Source organism: Pseudomonas sp. HC1(2025) (genome assembly GCF_058742075.1).
The window spans coordinates 2,579,610-2,594,564 of the sequence record NZ_CP196017.1; the positions used below are offsets into that span (position 1 = coordinate 2,579,610).

At 62.2% G+C, this 14,955-nt stretch carries 19 protein-coding genes; 8 read left to right on the forward strand and 11 right to left on the reverse strand.

The genetic code is table 11. The annotated features are described in order from the left end of the window. The first annotated feature begins 94 nt into the window (after window positions 1-94). The 5 genes from ACSSVH_RS11755 to ACSSVH_RS11775 all read left to right on the forward strand — a co-directional run bounded on the left by ACSSVH_RS11755 (window position 95) and on the right by ACSSVH_RS11775 (window position 2,633). Window positions 95-310 carry a hypothetical protein gene (locus ACSSVH_RS11755; RefSeq protein ID WP_003212603.1) on the forward strand — a complete coding sequence of 72 codons (216 nt, stop codon included), beginning with the start codon at window positions 95-97 and terminating at the stop codon, window positions 308-310. Between the two features lie 116 nt (window positions 311-426). After that, window positions 427-1,122 carry an alpha/beta hydrolase gene (locus tag ACSSVH_RS11760; RefSeq protein WP_169955815.1) on the forward strand — a complete coding sequence of 232 codons (696 nt, stop codon included), beginning with the start codon at window positions 427-429 and terminating at the stop codon, window positions 1,120-1,122. 114 nt (window positions 1,123-1,236) lie between these two features. Continuing rightward, complete coding sequence (locus ACSSVH_RS11765) at window positions 1,237-1,932, forward strand: AzlC family ABC transporter permease (RefSeq protein ID WP_057440118.1); 696 nt, start codon at window positions 1,237-1,239, stop codon at window positions 1,930-1,932. Then, window positions 1,929-2,240 (forward strand): AzlD domain-containing protein, encoded by a 312-nt coding sequence (locus tag ACSSVH_RS11770; RefSeq protein ID WP_169955816.1) that lies wholly within the window; start codon window positions 1,929-1,931, stop codon window positions 2,238-2,240. Before ACSSVH_RS11765 ends, ACSSVH_RS11770 begins: the two co-directional genes overlap by 4 nt. A gap of 39 nt (window positions 2,241-2,279) precedes the next feature. Further along, the gene (locus tag ACSSVH_RS11775) at window positions 2,280-2,633 is read left to right on the forward strand and encodes a hypothetical protein (protein WP_169955817.1); all 354 of its coding nucleotides are present in this window, start codon (window positions 2,280-2,282) and stop codon (window positions 2,631-2,633) included. A gap of 137 nt (window positions 2,634-2,770) precedes the next feature. Here ACSSVH_RS11775 and ACSSVH_RS11780 read toward each other — a convergent pair whose 3' ends face one another. From ACSSVH_RS11780 to ACSSVH_RS11830, 11 genes are all read right to left on the reverse strand, one after another. Then, the gene (locus ACSSVH_RS11780; RefSeq protein WP_492634580.1) at window positions 2,771-3,475 is read right to left on the reverse strand and encodes a YoaK family protein; all 705 of its coding nucleotides are present in this window, start codon (window positions 3,473-3,475) and stop codon (window positions 2,771-2,773) included. 80 nt (window positions 3,476-3,555) lie between these two features. After that, a complete protein-coding gene (locus ACSSVH_RS11785) occupies window positions 3,556-5,190 on the reverse strand; it encodes an ABC-F family ATP-binding cassette domain-containing protein (RefSeq protein ID WP_432755658.1) in 1,635 nt (544 codons plus the stop codon). A gap of 167 nt (window positions 5,191-5,357) precedes the next feature. Beyond that, window positions 5,358-6,374, reverse strand: coding sequence for a DNA topoisomerase IB (locus ACSSVH_RS11790; protein ID WP_169955820.1), 1,017 nt, complete (start codon window positions 6,372-6,374; stop codon window positions 5,358-5,360). Window positions 6,375-6,438: 64 nt separating this feature from the next. Continuing rightward, the gene (gene modC, locus ACSSVH_RS11795) at window positions 6,439-7,524 is read right to left on the reverse strand and encodes a molybdenum ABC transporter ATP-binding protein (protein WP_492634581.1); all 1,086 of its coding nucleotides are present in this window, start codon (window positions 7,522-7,524) and stop codon (window positions 6,439-6,441) included. Then, window positions 7,524-8,204, reverse strand: coding sequence for a molybdate ABC transporter permease subunit (gene modB, locus ACSSVH_RS11800; RefSeq protein WP_169955822.1), 681 nt, complete (start codon window positions 8,202-8,204; stop codon window positions 7,524-7,526). Before modB ends, modC begins: the two co-directional genes overlap by 1 nt. Next, window positions 8,205-8,972: a molybdate ABC transporter substrate-binding protein gene (gene modA / locus ACSSVH_RS11805; protein ID WP_432755660.1), complete on the reverse strand. Its 768-nt coding sequence runs from the start codon at window positions 8,970-8,972 to the stop codon at window positions 8,205-8,207. It abuts the gene before it with no gap. 110 nt (window positions 8,973-9,082) lie between these two features. Further along, window positions 9,083-10,147, reverse strand: a complete 1,065-nt coding sequence (locus ACSSVH_RS11810; RefSeq protein WP_432755661.1) for an NAD(P)H-dependent flavin oxidoreductase — start codon at window positions 10,145-10,147, stop codon at window positions 9,083-9,085. 83 nt (window positions 10,148-10,230) lie between these two features. Then, entirely contained in the window at window positions 10,231-11,307 is a 1,077-nt protein-coding gene (ada, locus tag ACSSVH_RS11815; RefSeq protein ID WP_170058060.1) for a bifunctional DNA-binding transcriptional regulator/O6-methylguanine-DNA methyltransferase Ada, read from the reverse strand. Window positions 11,308-11,394: 87 nt separating this feature from the next. Continuing rightward, on the reverse strand, window positions 11,395-12,063 hold the full coding sequence (gene alkB / locus ACSSVH_RS11820; RefSeq protein WP_432755662.1) for a DNA oxidative demethylase AlkB: 669 nt from the start codon (window positions 12,061-12,063) through the stop codon (window positions 11,395-11,397). A 25-nt stretch (window positions 12,064-12,088) separates the two neighbouring features. Next, entirely contained in the window at window positions 12,089-12,256 is a 168-nt protein-coding gene (locus ACSSVH_RS11825; protein ID WP_169955827.1) for a hypothetical protein, read from the reverse strand. A gap of 26 nt (window positions 12,257-12,282) precedes the next feature. Then, window positions 12,283-12,585: a DUF1883 domain-containing protein gene (locus ACSSVH_RS11830; RefSeq protein WP_003173824.1), complete on the reverse strand. Its 303-nt coding sequence runs from the start codon at window positions 12,583-12,585 to the stop codon at window positions 12,283-12,285. A 214-nt stretch (window positions 12,586-12,799) separates the two neighbouring features. Between ACSSVH_RS11830 and ACSSVH_RS11835 the strand changes: the two genes are divergently transcribed. The 3 genes from ACSSVH_RS11835 (at window position 12,800) to ACSSVH_RS11845 (ending at window position 14,903) form a co-directional block, all read left to right on the forward strand. Continuing rightward, on the forward strand, window positions 12,800-13,150 hold the full coding sequence (locus tag ACSSVH_RS11835) for a hypothetical protein (RefSeq protein WP_029294633.1): 351 nt from the start codon (window positions 12,800-12,802) through the stop codon (window positions 13,148-13,150). Between the two features lie 182 nt (window positions 13,151-13,332). Further along, window positions 13,333-13,983 (forward strand): c-type cytochrome, encoded by a 651-nt coding sequence (locus ACSSVH_RS11840; protein WP_172311133.1) that lies wholly within the window; start codon window positions 13,333-13,335, stop codon window positions 13,981-13,983. After that, entirely contained in the window at window positions 13,980-14,903 is a 924-nt protein-coding gene (locus tag ACSSVH_RS11845; RefSeq protein ID WP_169955830.1) for a c-type cytochrome, read from the forward strand. Before ACSSVH_RS11840 ends, ACSSVH_RS11845 begins: the two co-directional genes overlap by 4 nt. Window positions 14,904-14,955 lie beyond the last annotated feature (52 nt).

The following is a 14,955-nucleotide window of genomic DNA, read 5'->3' on the forward strand; positions in this document are numbered from 1 at the left end:
ACAAGGTACCGAGGTTCTGTGCCAAGTGGTTGAAATTAAAATGAAACACAACTGTCCTAAAGTGCCCGCCATTGGTGATAAAGGAAGTAACGGTGTGACCCGTGCCACTCGCAACCTGCGCAAGACCCTCGATTCTGTCGCGGACAACAACGAAACCGCGGCTTTTGACTTGATGCGCGCCGTCGAAAAACTCAGCGATGAAGTGCTGCGTCAGCGCCTGCTCAACACCATTCACCGCCTTAACCAGGATGCCCATGAACTGCGTGAGGCCCGGGATGCGGTAGAGCGGGTGTCGGTCAAGCTGGCCTGATAATGGCACGTAGCCGTTCGGCGATTGGGGGGTGACGATCGAGCCGGCTGCGCTGACACTGGGCATGGTCGCGGTTGTCCGCAAGATCCCATGCTCAATCCACAGGAAGTCATCGAATGAGTGAAAAACCGGCAATTGTCCTGGTACACGGCTTTTGGGGCGGCGCAGCCCATTGGAGCCGAGTGATCGTCGAACTGCAGAAAAAGGGCTATCGCGACTTGCACGCGGTGGAAATTCCCCTGACTTCATTGGCCGACGACGCCGAACGCACACGCAAGATGGTGGCCCAGGTCAAGGGGCCGGTGTTGTTGGTCGGGCATTCCTATGGGGGCGCGGTCATTTCCCAGGCAGGCAACGAGCCCAACGTCCAGGGCCTGGTGTTTATTGCCGCGTTTGCCCCGGATGCGGGGGAAAGTCCGGGCGCAATCACCCAGCAACACCTGCCCGAGGCCGCCGCCAACCTGGTGCCGGACAGCGATGGCTACCTGTGGGTCAAGCCCGAGTTGTTCCATGAGAGCTTCTGCCAGGACTTGCCGCAGTCAGAGGGCGACGTGCTGGGAATTACGCAGAAGGCGCCCCTGGCCAGTACCTTTGGCGATGAAGTGAGCAATCCGGCCTGGAAGAACAAGCCGTCGTGGTATCAGGTGTCCACCCAGGACCACATGATTCACCCCGATAACCAGGTACGCATGGCCGAGCGCATCAAGCCCCGGGAGATTCTCACGCTGGACGCCAGTCACGCCTCGCTGGCCTCCAGGGCTGGCGAAGTGGCGGCATTTATCGACAAGGCCGCCACGGCCCTGCAGCCATAAATCAGGCAGGCAACATTCCTTCCTGGCGTCGGGGTGTTGCCTGCAAGATCGTTCAAGACAATCCTGTTTGGCGCTGCCATGCTTGCCGACTGTCTGTCGATGAGCCTGTTGTCCATGCCTACTGCCTTGCCGCATTACGCCTTCGCCCGTGGCGCGATTGCGATTATTCCCCTGTCGTTGGCCTGCGCCCCGTGGGGCCTGCTCGCCGGTTCCCTGGCGATTGACGCCCAATTCACCCCGCTGGAAAGCCAGGGCCTGTCGGCCATTGTGTTTGCCGGTGCCGCACAGTTGGTGGCGATTGGCATGGTCAAGAGCGGCGCGAGCCTGATCGCCATTTTGCTCACCACCTTGCTGCTGACCTCCCAGCACTTGCTGTATGGCATGCATATGCGTAGCACCCTGTCGCCCTTGCCGGCGCGCTGGCGCATGAGCCTGGGCTTTTTGCTGACCGACGAATTCTTCGCCCTGGTCAGCCAATACGACCGCCAGACCTTCAACCGCTGGTATGCCCTGGGCGTGGGCCTGACGTTCTACGTGGCCTGGAACCTGTTCACCCTGGCCGGCATCGTGCTCGGCAAGAGCATCCCCAACCTCGATCAACTGGGCCTGGAGTTCTCCATCGCCGCGACCTTCATCGCCTTGATCACCCCGGTTGTGCGTGATGTGCCGACGGTGGTGTGCGTGGCAGTGGCCCTGCTGTTTTCGGTGCTGCTCAGCTACTGGCACTGGGAGTCGGCGGTGGTGGTGTCGGGGTTGTTGGGGATGAGCGCAGGGTATGCCTGCAAACGCTTGGGAGTGGGGCAGCGATGATTTTTGTGATGATTATCGGCATGGGTCTGGCGGTGTTTTTCAACCGTTATCTGTTTCTTGAACCGCGCTTGCCGGTGCGCCTGAACCGCGGCGCCCGGGAGTTTCTCGGGTTTGCGGTACCCGGCATGTTGACGGCGATTTGCGGGCCGATCATTTTCCTCGCCGAGCACAAGCTCAACCTGAGCCCCACCAACCCCTACCTGCTGGCCGGGATCTGTGCGGTGGCCCTGATGTTCTGGACCCGCAGCGTGTTGACCACGGTGCTGTTGAGCATGGCGCTGTTCTATCTGTTTCGCTGGTTGTTGTAGGCAGTGGTACAGTCGCGTTTTTTTCAAGGAAGCGATGGCATGCGGAAGGTGGTGATAGGTGCGTTGGTCGTGGCGGCGCTGGCCGGTTGCGCAGGTTCGAAGATGAAAGACGCACGCGCTGGCGCGCCCTATAAAACCCTGGCGTCTGATAAGGCGGCCCTGGTCGTAGCCCAATGCATCCAGTTTGGCTGGCAGGACGAGGCGGTATTCGGCGTCGACGCCGGCGGCTTCATGGAGCCTGCGCAAGGCGGTGGCCATACGGTGTACACCACGGGCGGTGACTACTTTGTCGATGTGCGCAGCGCCGGTACCAGCACCACGGTCAGTTACTACGCAGTGCAGGACAATTGGGCCGCCAAGCGCCGTCTGGCCGCCTTGGCGACCTGCCTGTAGGTTGTTTCTTTAGAAATCTTCAGAAATGCCCAGCGGACACTGCGCCGGCTTTGTCTTAAAATGCCAGCGCTTGCCCGACATGATGGCTCTTTACCAGTACATGGATGTCGAGGCCTAAATGTCGGGCAAGCACCTTTTCAACGTGGCATATAGCCCAGGTGCCAGCGCCGCGGAATCTTCAGCGACACCAGGCCCAGCAGCGCCGACAGCAGGCCGCTGACCAACAGTGCCCGGATCCCCATCTGGTGCTCCAGCAGAGCACCGATCACCGCGCCGACAAACATTCCGGCCCAGGGAATCAACTGCACGCGCCAGCCATTGCGGCGCTCCCCCAGCATCCAGCGCCCCAGGCCGCGACCGAAACGCGACAACGCGCCGGTCACGTAAGTCAGCCCCACGGGCAAGCCATTGACCTGTTCCACCGCCGCATTGAGCATGCCCATGGCAATGATCGCAGCCAGTACTGCCGGCAACTGCTCCGCCATCGGCCACGCCGCGGCGCCGCACAACAGTGTGGCAATACACAGCAACAACGGCAGCGCATGGCGCTTGCTCACGCGGCTGATGATCACCCCCAGCGCGTTGCCCAGGATAAACGTTGCCACCAACAGGGTGAGGCGCCCGGTCAGCCCCAGGTCACCCTCACTGATTGCCACCGCCAGCCGCGTGGTATTGCCGCTCATGAACGAGACAAAATCGCCACTGGCCATGAAACCGATGGCGTCGGTCATGCCGGCCAGCACCGAAAGGCTGGCCACCAGCGTCAGGCCGATGCGCCCCCGCCATTTGTGCTGGTGCTGCAAGGCAGTATTGACCATGGGCTTAGGGGAAGAGGGCAGCACGGCGAGAGGTTCCTCTATGAGATTATCCGGCCACTACCGTAGGGCGCTTTCCGGTTGACTGCAATGACTTGGCACATCCTTCAGTTCACTTCCAAGCGCCAGCCCATGACGTCCCAGCTCAGAACGTGAGTCGGCGCCAGTGCCTTGAGAAACGCTGCGTCATGGGAGACCGCAATCAGCGCCCCGGTAAATCCCTGTAAAGCCTGTTCGAAGGCCATCACCGACTCCAGGTCCAGATGGTTGGTCGGCTCATCCAGGAGCAGCAATTGCGCGGGAACCTTGCGCCACAAGGCAATCGCCATGGCAGCCTTCAAGCGCTCGCCACCGCTGAGCTGGCCGATGGGCTGGGTGACGCGCCATGCATCCAGTTGCAACAGCGCCAGACGGGTGCGCAGTTCGGCTTCGGCCAGTGGCGTGTCCATCAATTTCAGTTGCTCGACGATCGACTGCTGGTCATCGAGCAGGGTCAAGTGCTGGTCGAGATAGGCGCTGGGTACATGAACCGTGCATGCGCCGCTGACAGGTTGCCAATGCCCCGCCAGCAGCTTGAGCAGGGTGGACTTGCCGCAGCCATTGGGCCCGTGGACCGCAACCCGGACCGGCCCGCACAGGCTCGCGTTGATCAGGGTGCTCGGCGCGCGGGGATCGAGCCAGGGCAACTGGCAGTCGATCAGGGTTAGCACTTGGCGGCCAGCCGGCAGGGGTGTGCCGGGCAAGGCAAGGAAGGTCGGCGTTTCGTCCACCACCCGTTCGTGGGCCGTGCGCACGCGTTCGTTCAAGGCCTGCTTGTGCTGCACATGGGCGCTGCGCACGTTGCTGACGATTTCATTGGCGGCGCCTTTCCAGCGGGATTTGGTGAAGGCATCGACATTGGCGGTCTCTGCATGTTTACGGGCACTGGCGGCGTGGCGCTGGAAACTGTCGATAGCCTTTTTCAGGCGCTGGTGCTCGCGCCGCCGATCCAGCCGGGCATGTTCCAGGGCGGCCTGAGCGGCCTGTTGCTCGGCATCACGCTGCGCCCGATAGTCATCGTAGTTGCCGCCATAGAGCCGGGCCCCGAGGGGCGACAGTTCGATGATCCGCCCCAGGGTATTGAGCAGGCGTCGGTCGTGGCTGACCACCACCAGGCCGCCGCGCCAGGCGCCAAGGGTCGCCAGCAGCCAATCGCGGCCGGCACTGTCGAGGTGGTTGGTGGGTTCGTCGAGAATCAGCAACTGCGGCGCGCCCAGCAGGCCACCAATCAGGGCGATCCTGGCCAGTTGCCCACCGCTGAGTTGGCCGGCGGGCTGATCGGGGTCGATCTCGGCCAGACCGGCGCCGTCCAGGGCCTGGCGCAGGCGTTCGGCCAGGTCCCAGCGATCATCGATCAGTTCCAGGTCGTCGGCCTGCGCGCGGCCCGCGGCCAGGCGCTCAAGTGCCGCCAGAATAGGCGCGCAACCGCAGACCTGGGCCACAGTCTGCCCCGGTAACAGCTCAATGCTTTGTGGGACATAGGCGATACGCGCCGAGGATTTGATAACCCCATGGGATGGCTCAAGCACGCCGGCCAGCAGGCGCGCCAACACACTCTTGCCCATGCCATTCCGGCCGACAATCCCGGTCGGGGTGCAATCGATGGACAGGTTGAGGTCTTCCAGCAAAGTCTCGCCATCGGCGAACTGAAAACCCAGGTGATGCAAGGAAACAAGTACAGGCAGCCGGTTGACGTCAGTCATCAGCACCTCCAGAACAATGTGGCACAAGCCAACAAGCGCGCCAGGCGGCTCGTTGCGTTTACATGTTGGAAGGCTTAGTTGTTCACGTCGGCGGTCGTCCTGCAGTCGGGAGGGATTGGTAGCCTAGCGCAGTTCAGTCATTTTTCCTACATCGGTGGCGTCAGTGCCTACAGTTGCTCAAGAAACATCGCCAACCCCACTTCTTCGGCTTTCAAGCCCTTGCGCACCCTGGGCCGGGGCAGTTTCGCCAGGCCGCCCAGGCTGAAGTGCTCCAGCACGGCCGGGTGGATGTAGCATTTGCGGCACACCGCCGGGGTATTGCCCAGTTGCCGGGCGACATTCTTGACCATCTCCACCACATGCCGTTTTGCATCCGACTCCGGTTGCCATGCCAGTTCGCGCAACACGGCCAGGGCCAGGGCACTGCCGGCCCAAGTGCGGTAGTCCTTGGCGGTAAAGTCGGCGCCGGTGAGGCTGTGCAGGTAGGCGTTGACGTCGGTGGAGCTGACGGTATGCCGCTCGCCGTTCTCGTCCAGGTACTGGAACAGGTTCTGCCCCGGCAACTCCAGGCAGCGCTTGAGCACGGTGGCCAGGCGCCGGTCCTTGATACTGACCTGGTGCTCGACGCCGCTCTTGCCACGGAACTGGAACTGGATTTCGCTGCCCTTGATATCCACGTGGCGGGTACGCAGGGTGGTCAGGCCATAGGAGCGGTTATCGCGGGCGTATTGGCTGTTGCCGACGCGGATCAGCGTGGCATCGAGCAACAGCACGACGGTGGCCAGGACCTTCTCGCGGTTGAAACCCGGCGCATCGATTTGCGCTTGTAGCTGCTTGCGCAATTTGGGCAGCGCGTTGCCGAACTGCTGCAGGCGCGAATACTTGTCGCTGTCGCGCACTTCACGCCAGCGTGGGTGATAACGGTATTGCTTGCGGCCGCGGGCATCGCGGCCGGTGGCCTGTAGATGGCCCTTGGGGTCGGCGCAGATCCACACATCGGTATAGGCCGGCGGGATGGCCAGGGCGTTGATGCGCTGGATTTCGTCGGCGTCGCTGATGCGTTGGCCGTCGCTCTGGAAGTACTGGAACTTGCCCCGCAGTTTACGGCGGCTCAGGCCCGGCTGACTGTCGTCAACGTAGTGCAGGTCACGGGGCAGGTCGACGGGCAGGGTGGAGTCGGGCATGGCAGAGTCCTTGGCAACAAATCAGGCCGGTATGCCTGATTGACCGCAGCACCGGGCCGTGCGTTCAAGCCAGTACGGCGACCGCCTTGATCTGTGCCCATAACGCCTGGCCGGGATGCACTTGCAACTGGTCCCGGGAATAACGGGTGATGCGCGCCAGCAGCGGCGTACCCGCCGCGTCGAGCCGTACCAGCACATGCGCACTGTTATCGGCAGGGATCTCCTGGGTCACGGTCACGGGCAAGCAATTGAGGATACTGCTGTGCTCCCCAGGTTGCAGGCTGAGGCTCACGTCCCGGGCCTGCACCTTGAACCGCAAGTGTTTGCCCAGCTCCAGCGGCGCGTGGGCCACGCGCATTTGCAGTGGGCCATCGGGCAATTGCAGGGTCAGCAGTTGGTAATGGGCGTCATGCTCGCTGACCGTGCCGTTGATCACCACGCCGGCATCGTCGCCCAGGGCCAGCGGCAGGTCGAGCCGCGCCAGGGTCTCGCCAATCGGCCCGCTGGCCAGGGCCTTGCCCTCACTGAGCAGGACAATGTGATCGGCCAGGCGCGCCACTTCATCCTGGGCATGGCTGACGTACAGCACCGGGATTTCCAGTTGATCGTGCAGGCGTTCCAGGTAGGGCAGGATCTCGCCTTTGCGCTGGCTGTCGAGGGCGGCCAGGGGTTCGTCCATCAGCAATAGCTGCGGGCTGGTGAGCAGGGCGCGGGCGATGCCTGCGCGTTGGCGCTCACCGCCGGACAAATGCTGGGGGTGGCGATCCAACAGGTGGCCGATCCCCAGCAATTGCGTGGCGTGGGCCATGTCCACGCGACGCTGGGCCTTGGGGATCCGCTTGAGGCCGAACTCCAGGTTGGCCAGCACCGACAGGTGGGGAAACAGGCTGGCTTCTTGAAACACATAACCCAGGGCGCGCTTGTGCGGCGGCACAAACACGCCGTTGCGGCTGTCTTGCCAGACCTGATCGTTGATTTGCACAAATCCATCGCCGGCCCGTTCCAGCCCGGCAATGCAGCGCAGGCACGTGGTCTTGCCCGAACCCGAATGCCCGTAGAGCGCGGTGACGCCGCGCCCTGGCAGCTTGAGGTCCACGTCCAGGGCAAATCCGGAGTAGTGCAGTTGCAGGCGCACCTCGATCATCGACATCAGCTCCAACCCGCTTTGGTTTTACGGCTGGAGTAGAGCGCCAGCAACACCAGGAAAGAAAACACCACCATGGCCCCGGCCAGCCAGTGGGCTTGGGCGTATTCCATGGCTTCGACGTGGTCGTAGATCTGCACCGAGACCACGCGGGTCTTGTCGGGGATATTGCCGCCAATCATCAGCACCACGCCAAACTCGCCCACGGTATGGGCGAAGCCGAGGATCGACGCGGTGATAAAGCCGGGGCGGGCCAGCGGCAGGATCACCGTGAAAAATGTATCCCAGGGATTGGCCCGCAACGTCGCGGCAACTTCCAGGGGACGGCTGCCGATGGCCGAGAACGCGTTTTGCAACGGTTGCACCACAAACGGCATGGAATAGATCACCGAGCCAATCACCAGGCCGGCGAAGCTGAAGGTCAGGGTGCCCAGGCCCAGCCATTGGGTGAACTGCCCGAGGTAGCCATGGGGACCCATGGTCAGCAGCAGGTAGAAGCCAATCACCGTCGGCGGCAGCACCAGGGGCAGGGCGACCACCGCGCCAATCGGCCCGCGCCACCAGGAACGGGTGTGCGACAGCCACAGGGCGATGGGAGTGCCGATAATCAGCAGAATCACGGTGGTCAGCGACGCCAGTTTCAGGGTCAGCCAGATCGCGGAAAAATCGGCACTCGATAGTGGCATTTACAGTTGATAACCGTAGGATTTGATAACGGCAGCGGCTTTCGGCCCCTTGAGGTAGTCAACCAGTGCCTTGGCGGCCGGGTTGTCCTTGCCTTTGTTGAGGATCACCGCGTCCTGTTTGATTGGGTCATGCATCTCGCCCGGCACAATCCACGCCGAGCCGCTGCTGACTTTGCCGTCTTTATAGATTTGCGACAAGGCGACAAAGCCCAACTCGGCATTGCCGGTGGACACAAACTGATAGGCCTGGGTGATGTTCTGGCCTTCGACCAGCTTGCTCTTGACCTTGTCGGTCAGGCCCAGCTTGGCCAGGACCTGGGTAGCCGCGAGGCCGTAGGGTGCGGCTTTCGGGTTGGCGATGGACAGGTGCTGGTATTCATTTTTTTGCAGCACCGCGCCCTTGGCATCCACATAACCTTCCTTGGCCGACCACAGCGCCAGGGTGCCCACGGCATAGGTGAAGCGCGAGCCCTTGAGGGTGTCGCCTTCGCTTTCGAGCTTTTGCGGGGTGGTGTCGTCGGCGCTGAGGAACACTTCAAACGGCGCGCCGTTCTTGATCTGGGTATAGAACTGCCCGGTGGCCCCGTAGGCGGCGACCAGTTTGTGCCCGGTGTCTTTTTCGAAGTCGGCGGCGATCGCCTGGATCGGCGCGGTGAAGTTGGCGGCGACGGCCACTTGTACTTCATCGGCGTGGGCTGTGCCCAAGGTAAAGAGGGCGATCAGGGTGGCCAGGCCGGTGGGGGCCAGGCGTTGGGCGCGAATCATCATGAAGCAGCTCCTTGGGGTGCCGACGTGGCGGCTTGTTATAGTTAATCGCTATGTATGGGAATATATAGCGGTTCGCCATCGTCGGTACAGTGCAAAGTTGTCTCAGGGGTCTAGCCCTTGTTGAGTTGCGCCAGCGCCTGGCGGGCCAGGGTCAGGGTCAGCTCGCGGGTGGACAGGTCTTGCCCCAGGCGCAGCGCCTGGCCGGCCCACAGGCTGCTGAAGTCGGCTGCATCCAGGGCGCGCAACGGCAGCAATGCACCACCGGCCAAGGGAAACGCCGGGGCGGTGGGATTGATTGGCCCAAGTTCGCGCATCACGCGATTGATGATCCCCCGCGCCGGGCGGCCGGTGAACAGGTTGGTCAGTGCCGTTTCGCTGGCCTGGGCGCTGTGCAATGCCTGATGGTGGGCGGGGGTGATAGTGGCTTCGGGCGTGAACAGATAGGCCGTGCCGATCTGCACCGCCGAGGCGCCGAGGGCGAACGCGGCAACCATACCCCGCGCATCGCCAATCCCGCCGGCGGCGATTACCGGCACGCTGACTGCATCGACGATCTGCGGCACCAGGGCCATTGTGCCGATCTGGCTGGTGAGGCGGTCGCTGAGAAACATCCCGCGATGCCCCCCGGCCTCATACCCCATGGCGATGATTGCATCGCAGCCGTGCTGCTCCAGCCAGATCGCCTCCTCGACGGTGGTGGCGGACGACAGCACTTTCGCCCCTGTGGCCTTGACCCGGTCCAGCAGCGTTTTTTCCGGCAGGCCAAAGTGGAAGCTGACGACTTCCGGGCGGAATTCTTCCACCACCTCGCAGCTGGCATTGTCGAACGGTGCGCGGTTGGAGAGCGGGGTGGGCGCGTCAAAATCTGCGCCCAGCTCACGGTAGTAGGGCTCCAGCAAATCCTTCCACTGGCGATCCCGCTCGGGGTTGGGGGCCGGTGGCCGGTGGCAGAAGAAGTTGACGTTCAAGGGGCGGGCGCTGGCCTGGGCAATGGTGGTCAACGCCTGGCGCAATTGCTCGATGCTGAGTGTGGCCGTGGGCATCGAGCCCAGCGCCCCGGCCTGGCTCGCGGCGATCACCATCTCGGGGCTGGTGCTGCCGGCCATGGGCGCCTGGATGATCGGCAATTCAATGCCCAGCAGGTCGAGAATGCGGGTGTCTGGCCAGGTGCTCATGGATCGCTTCTCCAATGATGGAACGCTCAGGAAGGGCTGCCCGGCCCTTTTAACAGGGCCGGCCGGGGCAAGGCCAGTCTGTATTATTCACTGGACGCCGGCTGTGGTTCATGCGGGGTGTGGCGTTCGCGCTGGAGCAACAGCTGTTTGCGCTCCACGCCCCAACGGTAACCCGATAGATGGCCATCGCTGCGTACCACGCGGTGGCAGGGAATCGCCACGGCCAGGCTGTTGGCGCCGCACGCCTGGGCAACGGCACGAAAGGCGCTGGGTGCGCCGATGCGCTTGGCAATCTCGGCGTAGCTGGCGGTGCTGCCCACCGGGATTTCCCGCAGTGCCTGCCAGACCCGCTCCTGGAAGGCGGTGCCGCGCAGGTCCAGGGGCAGGTTCAGGCCCAGGGCAGGCGCCTCGATAAACCCCACCACCTGGGCAATCAACTGTTCAAAGCCGGGGTCGGCACCGATCACATTGGCCTGCGGGAACTGGTCTTGCAGGTCGCGCGCCAGTTGGTCCGGGTCGTCACCCAGGAGGATTGCGCAGACCCCGCGATTGCTCTGCGCCACCAGAATCGCCCCCAGGGAACACTCGCCGACGGCAAAGTGAATATCGTTATGGATGCCACCGGCTTTGTAGTCGCTGGGCTTCATGCCGAGCAACTGGTCGGCTGACGCGTAGAAGCGGCTGTTGGAGTTGAAACCCGCGTCGTACAGCGCATCGGTCACCGACTGGCTGTCCTGCAGGTGCGCCCTGACCTTGCGTGAGCGATGGGCGCGGGCATAGCCCCGGGGTGTCAGCCCGGTCAGGGTCTTGAACACGCGGTGGAAGTGGAACGGGCTCAAGCCGGCGCCGTTGGCCAGGTCTTCCAGGGCGGGCAGGGTCTGGGCCTGTTCGATATGACGGCAAGCGGCGGCAACCAGGTGCGCATGGCGTTGCGCAACCTGGGTCTGGTCGGCCGAGGTACGTTTGTTGGGGCGGTACCCGGCGGCTTCGGCTTGCTGCGGTGTGTCGAAAAACTCGACATTCTTGCGCAGTGGCTGACGTGCGCTGCTGCTGGGGCGGCAATACACGCCGGTGGTCTTGACCCCGTAGACGAAGGTCAGGTCGGCCGTGGCGTCGCGGGCGACAATGGCTGCCCAGCGCAGATCATCTTCAGTGCTCATGGCAATAGCTCGGCAATGGATCAGTGGCCAGGATAATAAACCGCGGGCGCCCGGGCACTCCGTTGCTTGCGGTGGAATTCACCGGGGTCAGCCGGCCCTGCGAAACGTCAGGTTGATCCGTTGCGGCCCCATGCGCGGGTGCACGCCTTCCTTGATCGGCAACACGCCATGAAAGCGCAGGCGATCGACGCCGCCCCAGACCGCCACGTCGCCATGGAACAGCGAGATCTTCTGTGTCTTGTCACTGCGCACATGGCCGCCAAACAGAAACACCGCCGCCAGCCCCAGGGACAACGAGACCACCGGGGCGCTGTAGTCGCGCTCGTTCTTGTCTTGGTGCAGGGACATTCTGGCGCCGGGTACATAGCGGTTGATCAGGCAGGCGTCGGGTGCAAAGCCGTCGAAGCCGGCAGCCCTGGCCGCGTCGATCGCCAGTTCGCGCAGCACGGCCGGCATGCTCGGCCAGGGTTGTTGGCGCTCGGGGTCCAGAGGGCTGTAGCGATAGCCCTGGCGGTCGGTGGTCCAGCCCAGTTCGCCGCAACTGCTCAGGGCTGCCGACATGGTAAAGCCACCGGGGGTGACCATCTGCCGGAACGGTGACTGGGCGAGGACGGCACGAAGCTCGGGCAATACACGCTCAAGCCAGGGCAGGGCATAGCCCCTGAGGACGTAGGATTGTTCGCCGATTTGCTCGCGACGGGCCGGTTGTTGCAAGGCCTCGTCGCTGAACAGGTCACCCGTGGAATCAGGTTGCACAATCACTCCGCTGCTGGTCGTGGTTTTACAGGGCCTTGCTCACGGTGATCTCAGTGATTTCGTCACTGGCATCGTGAATTTTCGCCAAGGCCTCTTGGGCCTCTTCGATGCTCGCCGCGTGCAGTTGGGCAAATTCGAAGCGGCGTTCGCCGTTGAGTTTGTACTTGATGACGTATTTGGTGGTTTGAGTCACGGTGATTCCTGTGGCTTGGGTGGCAATCAGCTGAGTTTGGTGCTGGTGCGGCGAACAATGCGGATCTTATGGGACAACGCTGGCTTGCGGGTAACGCTGATGGCACGGCGCGTCACCACATCCAGGGTGATGTTCCAGAACCCGGTGCTTGGCGCGGTGATCTTGGCCGGGAACTTGTCGAAGGCGCCACCGTGATAAGTGTGGCGACCGCCATTTTTGAAGCTGCGAAAATTCGCATCGCTCATCAGGCGGATATTGCAGGTCTGAGAGCATTCAATGACGACAATATCCCCTTCGTTCAAGTGTTCGCGCTGGTGGATGAATTTCATGGGGGGGTGTCTCCAGAAGGGCTTTTTCTGAAAAATCAGAACGATACGTAGGTTAAGATGGAGTTTATCAGCCCCAGCACGTTTATTATCGGGTCGTCGTCGACGTCTTCGACAATTTAAAACAGTTATTTACCGATATATCAGGGATAAATCCTACGTGGGCGGGAGAAAAATACCATCTCCGCTGTCGTAGGGTCTTTATCGGAGGTTTTGTATGAAGTGGAGTGTATTGGTTCTGGCCCTGGCAATAGGTGGATGTGCTTCGGTTTCAGACATCAAGCAGACACCGCCAACCCTGGCGGTTATCTCCGGGAAAAAACCGCAGGAATACGCGGCGTGTGTGGTGCAGAAACTGTCGTCGACCCGTCGTCCGTCGCAGATCGAGCCTCATAAGGAAGGTGTTCGGGTGATTGTGCCGCAGAAGTTTTCGGCTGACCCGTCGGCCATTTTCGAGATTGAAGACCGCTCCAGCGGAAGCAGCATCAAGCTCTACGAGAGCATGTCCAATGTGCCGATTCGTCCGGGTGACGTGAAAAAAGCTGCGGAAGACTGTATTTCCGGCTGAGTCCACGACGCCGCTCATACGCGATCAACTCCGATCAAAAAGCCCGGCCTGCGGTTGCAGTGCCGGGCTTTTTATTGTCGGCAATTTCTTACATGGCGGTTGTGACTGTCGGCTCATTACCCTACCATTTGTAGGCTTATGCATTGTAGGTCTAAGCATATAACTATAAAAATGGAGTCGTGATGATGTCTGTGGAGAGAGTGTTGATGGGTGGCGCCTTGCTACTCATGCTCGGCAGCGCGCAGGCGCTGGAGGGCAACAAGATATTCAGTGAAGGTGGCGCGCAGCCTGGCGCGGCGGCGTGCATGGCATGCCACGGGGCGGATGGCCTGGGGTTGGCTGCTGCGGGTTTTCCGAGGCTTGCGGGGTTGCCGGCGGCTTATTTGAGCAAGCAACTGCATGATTTCAAGAGTGGCACGCGCAGCAACCCGGTGATGACGTCGCTGGCCAAGGCGCTTACCGAGGAAGAAATCGCGGCGGTGACCCAGACACTGGCGGCGATGCCGGCACCTGCCGTGGCCGTCGGCCATCGTAGTGCTACGCCGAACAGTCCCGCTGCAAAACTGGCGCTGCAAGGCGCCTGGGAACGGCAGATTCCGGCGTGCGTCAGCTGTCATGGCCCCTCGGGCGTGGGGGTTGGCGAGGCGTTCCCGCCGCTGTCCGGACAGTCCGCGGCCTACCTGGCTGCCCAGCTCAATGCCTGGCGCGGTGGCACTCGGCACAACGACCCCAATGACCTGATGGGGCACGTGGCCAAATCCCTGACGGATGACGAAGTGCAGGGTATCGCCAATTACTTCGCCTCCTTGCCTGGCCAGGAGGTCAAGCCATGAAGAATCTGTCATTTGCACCCGTGTTGGCCGCGTTGATCAGTGTGCCGGCGTTGGCCGCACCGATTGCCATGGAAGATCAGTCGCAACTGCAGGTGCCGGCTGCGGTGCCCGCCGCCAAGGCGTTCCAGCCGCCCCAGGAAAGCGAACTGCCTGACAACGCCTACGGCAAGCTGGTGATGCAGGGCTATGCGTTGTTCGTCGATACCAAGCGCCTGGCGCCGCAGTTTGTCGGCAACGGCCTCAATTGCAGCAACTGTCACCTGGATCAGGGGCGCCTGGCCAATTCCACGCCCCTGTGGGGGGCGTACCCTATGTACCCGGCGTATCGTAAGAAGAATGACAAGGTCAACTCCTTTGCCGAGCGCCTGCAGGGCTGTTTCCAGTTCAGCATGGATGGCGGCACGCCACCGGCAGCGGACAGCCATGAGATTGCCGCGCTGTCGACCTATGCCTACTGGCTGGCGAGCAAGGCACCCTTGGGCGTGGAGTTGCCGGGGCGTGGTTACCCGGAGGTGCCACAACCGGCCAAAGGCTACAACCTCGCGCAGGGTGCCGAGGTGTACAAGGCGCAATGTGCGGTGTGCCATGGCGCCGAAGGGCAGGGGCAGAAGGTGGGCGACAGCTACGTGATGCCACCGTTGTGGGGTAAGGATTCCTACAACTGGGGCGCCGGTATGCATCGGGTCAACACCGCAGCGTCCTTCATCAAGCACAACATGCCGCTGGGCAAGGGCGGCAGCTTGAGCGACCAGCAGGCCTGGGACGTAGCGGCCTATGTCAATCGCCATGAGCGCCCGCAGGATCCGCGCCTGGTAGATGGCTCGGTGGAGAAAACCCGCGTGAAGTTTCATGCCAATGATGGGGTGAACCTGTACGGGCAAACGGTAGACGGCGTGCTGATTGGCCAAGGCATCCGTTAAACTGTTGTCTGAACACAAAAAATGCCGCTCAAACCCCGGGGTTTGAGCGGCA